A 6173-nucleotide genomic window follows, 5' to 3' on the forward strand; every position below is an offset into this window, starting at 1 on the left:
GTTTCTCTGGTGATAATCAACTTGTCCGGAAATAGCGGGCGCAGCGAGAATGTCCGGCGAGCCTTGCTGTTGTAGCCGCTCGTGACAGGGCCGAGAGCCGTCGCGGTCTATCGCCGGTGCGATGGGTGCGCGAGAGCATTGCCATCAAGTTCAGCAGGCGGATATCGGTGCTGGTAAAAGGGAGGCGATGCTCAGAATTCCGAAACACGCGGTGCATCAGGTCGCAAAGGTCATCCAACGTTCTTCGAGATTGAGATTCTTCACGCGTTCGATGAGGAAGTCAGTGAACACTCTAATCTTCGCTGGCTGGTAACGTCGACTTTGATATGCCAGGTTGATTGTGAGACGAGGCAGTTGCCAGTCTTCCAGCACTGGAACAAGGCGCCCCGACACGATATCGTCGTGGATGATCTAGAGCGGTTGAACGACAATCCCCAGTCCCGCACGTCCAGCCCCAACGATGACCTGCCCTTCATTCGAGTCAAGAGCACTTGCGATGGCGATATTGCGCTCCTCTTTTCCCCGACGCAGGTGCAGTAGATATGGGTCCACGGCAAGGTTGTAAACGAGCATCTTGTGCTGCTCCAGGTCCTCTGGATTCTGAGGCCGGCCATGGGCGGCGAGATAGGCAGGCGATGCGGCGAGCACTCGTCGAGTCTCAGCAAGCCTACGAATTGTGATGCACGAATCGCCCTCATGTTCCTTCGTGCGGATGGCGATATCTATCCCGGCTTCGATGAAGTTCTGATACTGATTGGCCGCGATGATTTGAACCGACAGGTTGGGATAGCGCCTCAGGAATTCGGGAAGCGCTGGTGCGAGGTGCATCATTGCGAACGACACAGAACTGGTCACCCGAAGTACGCCTCGGGGACTAACGACCTCCTCGGAAGCGATAGAGTCCGCTTCTGCCAGTTCAGCGATGACGGCGGTGCATCGGCGGTGATATTCGCGGCCCGCGTCCGTCAGCCACATGCGCCGCGTTGTCCGTTCTATCAATCTGGCACCGAGACGCTCTTCCAGGGAGCTAAGGGTGCGGCTGGCTGCTGCGTTTGACATGTCGAGCTGCTCAGCGGCCTTCGACAGGCTGCCCAGGTCGGCAGTAAGCACAAACAGCTGCAGTTGGGTCCAGCGGTCCATCGTTTCCCTCTTCCTTGGAACAATCGAAGGTGATTTTTCCGACCCCTTCGTGGGCAAATATGCCGCAGCGAGACGGGCAGATAAACCGACTGCATTTCGCAGATTCGTAGAGTCCATTTCTACAATCGGCCGAGGTCTTTGCAGAGTCGGGCAAAACCTGAACCGGAGAGGCCTGCCTATTCTTCCGGCACGAGGAAATGTCATTTCACATGGAGGCATTTACCCGGGTGAGGCTTTACCTTTCGTTTTAAGACGCCTTAGCGCACAAGGAGACATGCACGATGCGCAACATCAACGAAGACACCATCACGCAAGCCGTTATCGCCTCGTTTTCCGACTGCAGGGACGGAAGACTGAGGACCGTGATGACGAGCCTTGTTCAACATCTCCATGCTTTTGCTCGCGACGTCCATCTCACCGAGGACGAGTGGTTCAAGGCAATCAGGTTCTTGACGGAGGTCGGCCATATCACCGACGATAAACGGCAGGAGTTCATCCTGCTGTCTGACACGCTCGGCCTTTCGATGTTGGTCATGTCGCAGAACAACCGGAAGCCATCCAACTGTACGGAAGCCACCGTGTTCGGGCCGTTCTATGTTGAGGGGGCGCCTCTTTACAACAATGGCGAAGACATCTCGAACGGTGCAAAGGGGGCGCCCTGCTATGTGAGCGGGCAGGTGCGCGGCGCGGGCGGAGAAGCCATTCCTGACGCACAAATCGATGTGTGGCAATCGGATGAAGACGGCTTCTACGATGTCCAGCACCTAGACGAGGCGGGCAACGTCATCCATCGCGCTCGAGGTCGGCTGAAGGGCGATGCAGAAGGCTTTTTCAACTTTCGCTCGATTCTCGCCGAGGCGTACCCCATCCCGCACGATGGTCCCGTTGGTCGCATGCTGGCGGCCGTTGGCCGTCACCCGTGGCGGCCCGCCCATCTGCATTTCATGATTGAAGCGCCGGGATACGAGACGCTCATCACCCATGTGTTCCGCGATGGCGACAAGTACCTCGAGTCGGACGTCGTGTTCGGTGTGCGCTCGACGCTGATTGCTGAGTGGAAGCGTCACGAGCCGGGTGTGGCGCCGGACGGCTGGGAAATCGACGTTCCGTGGTACTCGCTCGAGTACGACTTTGTGCTTAACCCTTCGGAGGCTCACGCATGATTCGGCATATTGTGATGTGGCGAGTACGTGGAGATACGCCTGCGGAGCGCGAAACCGCGTCGAACCTTGTCAAGAAGAAATTCGAGGGGTTGCGTGGCCGCATTCCCGGAATGTTGCACCTGGAAGTCGGGCTTGATTACAGCCGGGTCGACTACGCCTGCGATGCGGTTCTCGTGACCGAGTTCGATTCTCAGGATGCCCTGGAAGCCTATGCGTCCCATCCGGAGCATCTGCGAGTGCGCAATGAACTCGGTGACCTGCGCACAGCAAGATTTCAGGTCGACTATCAGGCGGGTGCAAACCTGGGTGCAGACCATACAACGGAGCCTCTTGATGCAAAAGCGTGAATTCGTTTACCAGGCGCGGGCGGGTAGGGTCGTGTTTGGCCCGGGCAGTTTGCAGCACCTCGAGCGCGAAGTGCTTCAGTTGAACTCGGAGCGGGCACTCATTCTGTGTAGCCCGGAGCAGAAGGAAACCGGCGAAGCCGTTGCCGCGCGCCTCGGCAAACGTGCCGCTGGGGTTTTCGACCGCGCGGTCATGCATGTGCCGCTCGAACTGGCCAAGGAAGCTCGCGCGCTGGCGGGGGAACTGAAGGCCGACTGTGCTATCGCCGTCGGAGGTGGCTCGACGATAGGTCTGGGCAAGGCAATCGCGCTCGAGTCGGACCTCCCGATTCTCGCTGTTCCGACTACATACGCCGGCAGCGAAATGACGCCAATCTACGGCATCACGGATGCCGGTCTGAAGAAGACGGGCACAGACCTGCGGGTATTGCCGAAGACGGTGATTTACGACGCCGACGTTACGATGTCGCTTCCTGTTGGGCTCTCGGTAACGAGCGGCATCAACGCGATTGCTCACGCTGCCGAAGCGCTCTACTCGAAAGACGCGAATCCGGTCACGAGCCTGATGGCGGAAGAAGGCATCGCTGCTCTCGCTCGTGCGCTGCCGGGTATCGTCGCCGACTCTCAGAACGTCGAAGCTCGCTCTGACGCCCAGTATGGCGCCTGGCTCTGCGGAACAGTCCTCGGAAGCGTTGGCATGGCGCTTCACCACAAGCTGTGTCATACGCTCGGCGGCAGTTTCAACCTTCCGCATGCGCAGACGCACACCATCGTATTGCCGCATGCGCTTGCCTACAACCGGCGTGCTGCACCGGAAGCAATGCGGCGCATTGCGCGCGCAATTGGGTCGGACGACGCTGCATTGGGTGTCTACGAACTGGCCAAGCGCTGCGGAGCGCCTCTTGGGCTAAAAGACATCGGCATGTCCGCCAAGGATGTTTCGAAGGCTGCTGATATTGCCAGTGCGAACCCATACTGGAATCCGCGTCCGATTGAGCGTGAAGCGCTACTTGAGCTTTTGCAGGATGCCTTTCAAGGCATCGCACCGCGTACGGTGACGAGCTGACGCTCGGACAAAGCTGGAACGCGGGTTTCGCTGCTCGAATCGAAGCAAGGAGACAACTATGCATTTCACTGTTTATTGCCTCGACCACCCGAACATGGTCGAACGCCGTCTTGAAAACTACGACGCTCACAAGGCCTATTTGCAGACGGCGCCAGTAAAGACGCTCATCTCTGGACCGCTGACGACATCGGATGGCCAGACGATGATTGGTAGCTTCTTTCTCTACGAGGCCGACGGCATCGAAGAAATCGAGAGGTTCGTAGAGGCCGACCCCTTCAACAAGGCAGGAATCTGGAACACCGTCGACATCAGGCCGTTTATCAAGCGGGTCGATAACCGCTAAATTCCGCCGCTCAACAGGCTTGTCAAATTGCTGCCTCGCAATTGCGAGGTGCGGGACGCGCTCGTCCTCAAAAAAGGACCTCGATGAGGGGGGAACACTGTCGATTCTCCGAGCGCTTGAAGCAGTACCCAAACATCAGAGTGGAGACATCATGGATACGGGCCTCGAAGGGAAGATTGTTCTTATTACGGGTGCTGCGCAAGGCATCGGACGAGCGACGGCATTGGGTTTCGCACGCGAAGGCGCGCGGGTTTGTCTCATCGACATCGACGCCAACGCGCTCGAAGAAGCGCAATCGGAACTGCGCTCACTCGGAACAAACGTCACGCTTGCACAAGCGGACTTGTCCACTTCAGATGGCGTCAAAGGCGGCGTTGACGCGGCCTTGAAGCCGTATAACGGTCAGGTAGACATCCTCGTCAACAACGTCGGCGCCGGCAAGGTCCACACCTTCGAAGAACTCTCCGACGAAGAGTGGGATTTCACGATGAACCTCAACTTCATGAGTTACGTGCGCACGTGTCGGCACCTGTTGCCGGTGCTGCGAACTCGCGAGAAGGCGGTGATTATCAACAACGCGTCGGACCTGGCCCGTCAACCTGAGCCGGTCCCGATTGATTATTCCGCATCCAAAGCAGCTGTGCTTGCCCTTACGAAAGGGTTGGCACGAGCCGAAGCGCCCAGGATTCGCGTGAACGCGGTTGCGCCGGGCCCGGTCTGGACGCCGTTCTGGACAAAAGAAGGCGGTTTTGCAGACACGATGGGCAAGTTTCACGGAATGGCTCCCAAGGACGCCGTCGAGCACGAGCTGTCTCTGCGTCAGTTGCCGCTGAATCGCCTAGGGCAACCCGACGAGGTTGCTAATGTGATTGTGTTCATGGCTTCCGACCTTGCGTCGTTCGTCACTTCAGCAGTATGGGGTGTCGACGGCGGGAGCATTCGAAGCCTCATTTGACGGCATATGCTCCGTTGGCGTCGGTCCGGCTGTCGACTGCAGCTGGCGGCGGCTGACCGGGGATAGGACGCCGTTCGCGGCGCTATTGTTTAGAGGTCCAAGATATGTCTGCCCATGACCAGACGATTGGCACAAAGGTGTCACAGAGAGAGCGAGCGTTTTTGGTGGAAGCCCTTGAACTACTGATGCGTGAGCGCTCCAACGCCCTTCGCATCGCCACCGTCGTAGCGCAAGCTCTCGGAGACCGAGTGCCTGAGGTACAGGACTTTGGCCTGGATGACATTCTGCGGCTAAGTCGACAGATTGCCGAAGCGCCCTCTGCTCCACGCTTCGTGTGTCGCTCAAAGACACCGCATCCGACCAACCAGGCAAACATTGTTGGCAGTCGAAAAGCGTTCTGCCAGATGTCAAATCAAGAGTGAATAGTCGGCTCGCCAAACGGCGCGCTGATGAGAAATAGGAGACTCACATGTTGCGTATCGCTGTTCTCGGTGCCGGGCGCATCGGGAAAATCCACGCGGCCAACGTTGCCGCTGACCGTCGGGTGAAACTCGTCGCCGTGGCAGACCCCAACAAGGAAGGTGTCGAAGCGCTCGCTGCTGACCTCGGTTGCGACGCATCCATGGATTGCAAAGCGGTAGTTGACCGCGAAGATGTAGATGCAATCATCGTCGGCACACCGACGGACACGCATATCGACCTCACGTTGCAGGCCGTTCGGCTGGGCAAGCCGGTACTCTGCGAGAAGCCCATCGACCTGGACATAGACCGCGCGCTCGCCGCGGTCGAAGAAATCGAGCGTCTTAGGGCAATGCTGATTAAGTCCACCGCTTGTGCGCATCAAGCGTTATAGAGTGCACAAGCAACGAGAAAGGCAAAAGGCAATGAAGCAGCAGACGCTCGCAATGGCCGCGGATCAAGGCGCGGGGTTTGAGACCCGACGCAAACGCACGCGACGCGACGAGTTTCTTGACACGATGAACACGATCGTTCCGTGGACCGAACTGTGCGCGGTAATCGAGCCGTACTATCCGAAACGCGGTAACGGTCGACCGCCGATTGGTTTGGAGCGCATGCTGCGGATTCACTTCGTGCAACACTGGTTCAATCTGGCCGACTTCGCTTGCGAAGAGGCTTTGTATGACAGCACTAGCCTGCGTCG

Annotated in this window: 7 protein-coding genes and 1 pseudogene; 7 read left to right on the forward strand and 1 reads right to left on the reverse strand. The window is 58.1% G+C overall.

Annotated features, from left to right (window positions below; all coding sequences use genetic code 11):
- Positions 1–216: 216 nt before the first annotated feature.
- A pseudogene (locus BMW76_RS32300) lies at positions 217–1140 on the reverse strand (LysR family transcriptional regulator).
- Positions 1141–1421: 281 nt separating this feature from the next.
- Between BMW76_RS32300 and BMW76_RS32305 the strand changes: the two are divergent.
- The 7 genes from BMW76_RS32305 to BMW76_RS32335 form a co-directional block, all read left to right on the forward strand.
- Positions 1422–2303 carry an intradiol ring-cleavage dioxygenase gene (locus BMW76_RS32305; protein WP_090872639.1) on the forward strand — a complete coding sequence of 294 codons (882 nt, stop codon included), beginning with the start codon at positions 1422–1424 and terminating at the stop codon, positions 2301–2303.
- Complete coding sequence (locus tag BMW76_RS32310; protein ID WP_090872640.1) at positions 2300–2650, forward strand: Dabb family protein; 351 nt, start codon at positions 2300–2302, stop codon at positions 2648–2650. The genes BMW76_RS32305 and BMW76_RS32310 overlap by 4 nt, the downstream gene beginning before the upstream one ends.
- On the forward strand, positions 2637–3713 hold the full coding sequence (locus BMW76_RS32315) for a maleylacetate reductase (protein ID WP_090872642.1): 1077 nt from the start codon (positions 2637–2639) through the stop codon (positions 3711–3713). The genes BMW76_RS32310 and BMW76_RS32315 overlap by 14 nt, the downstream gene beginning before the upstream one ends.
- 58 nt (positions 3714–3771) lie before the next feature.
- Positions 3772–4056 carry a YciI family protein gene (locus BMW76_RS32320; protein ID WP_090872644.1) on the forward strand — a complete coding sequence of 95 codons (285 nt, stop codon included), beginning with the start codon at positions 3772–3774 and terminating at the stop codon, positions 4054–4056.
- 151 nt (positions 4057–4207) lie between these two features.
- Positions 4208–5011 carry an SDR family NAD(P)-dependent oxidoreductase gene (locus tag BMW76_RS32325; protein ID WP_090872645.1) on the forward strand — a complete coding sequence of 268 codons (804 nt, stop codon included), beginning with the start codon at positions 4208–4210 and terminating at the stop codon, positions 5009–5011.
- Between the two features lie 469 nt (positions 5012–5480).
- Complete coding sequence (locus BMW76_RS32330) at positions 5481–5864, forward strand: Gfo/Idh/MocA family oxidoreductase (protein WP_245763465.1); 384 nt, start codon at positions 5481–5483, stop codon at positions 5862–5864.
- A gap of 31 nt (positions 5865–5895) precedes the next feature.
- Positions 5896–6173: transposase (locus tag BMW76_RS32335; RefSeq protein WP_143062378.1), on the forward strand; the 278-nt coding region annotated here is incomplete at its 3' end.

This window comes from Paraburkholderia diazotrophica (genome assembly GCF_900108945.1).
In the GTDB taxonomy this organism is placed as follows: Bacteria; Pseudomonadota; Gammaproteobacteria; order Burkholderiales; family Burkholderiaceae; genus Paraburkholderia; species Paraburkholderia diazotrophica.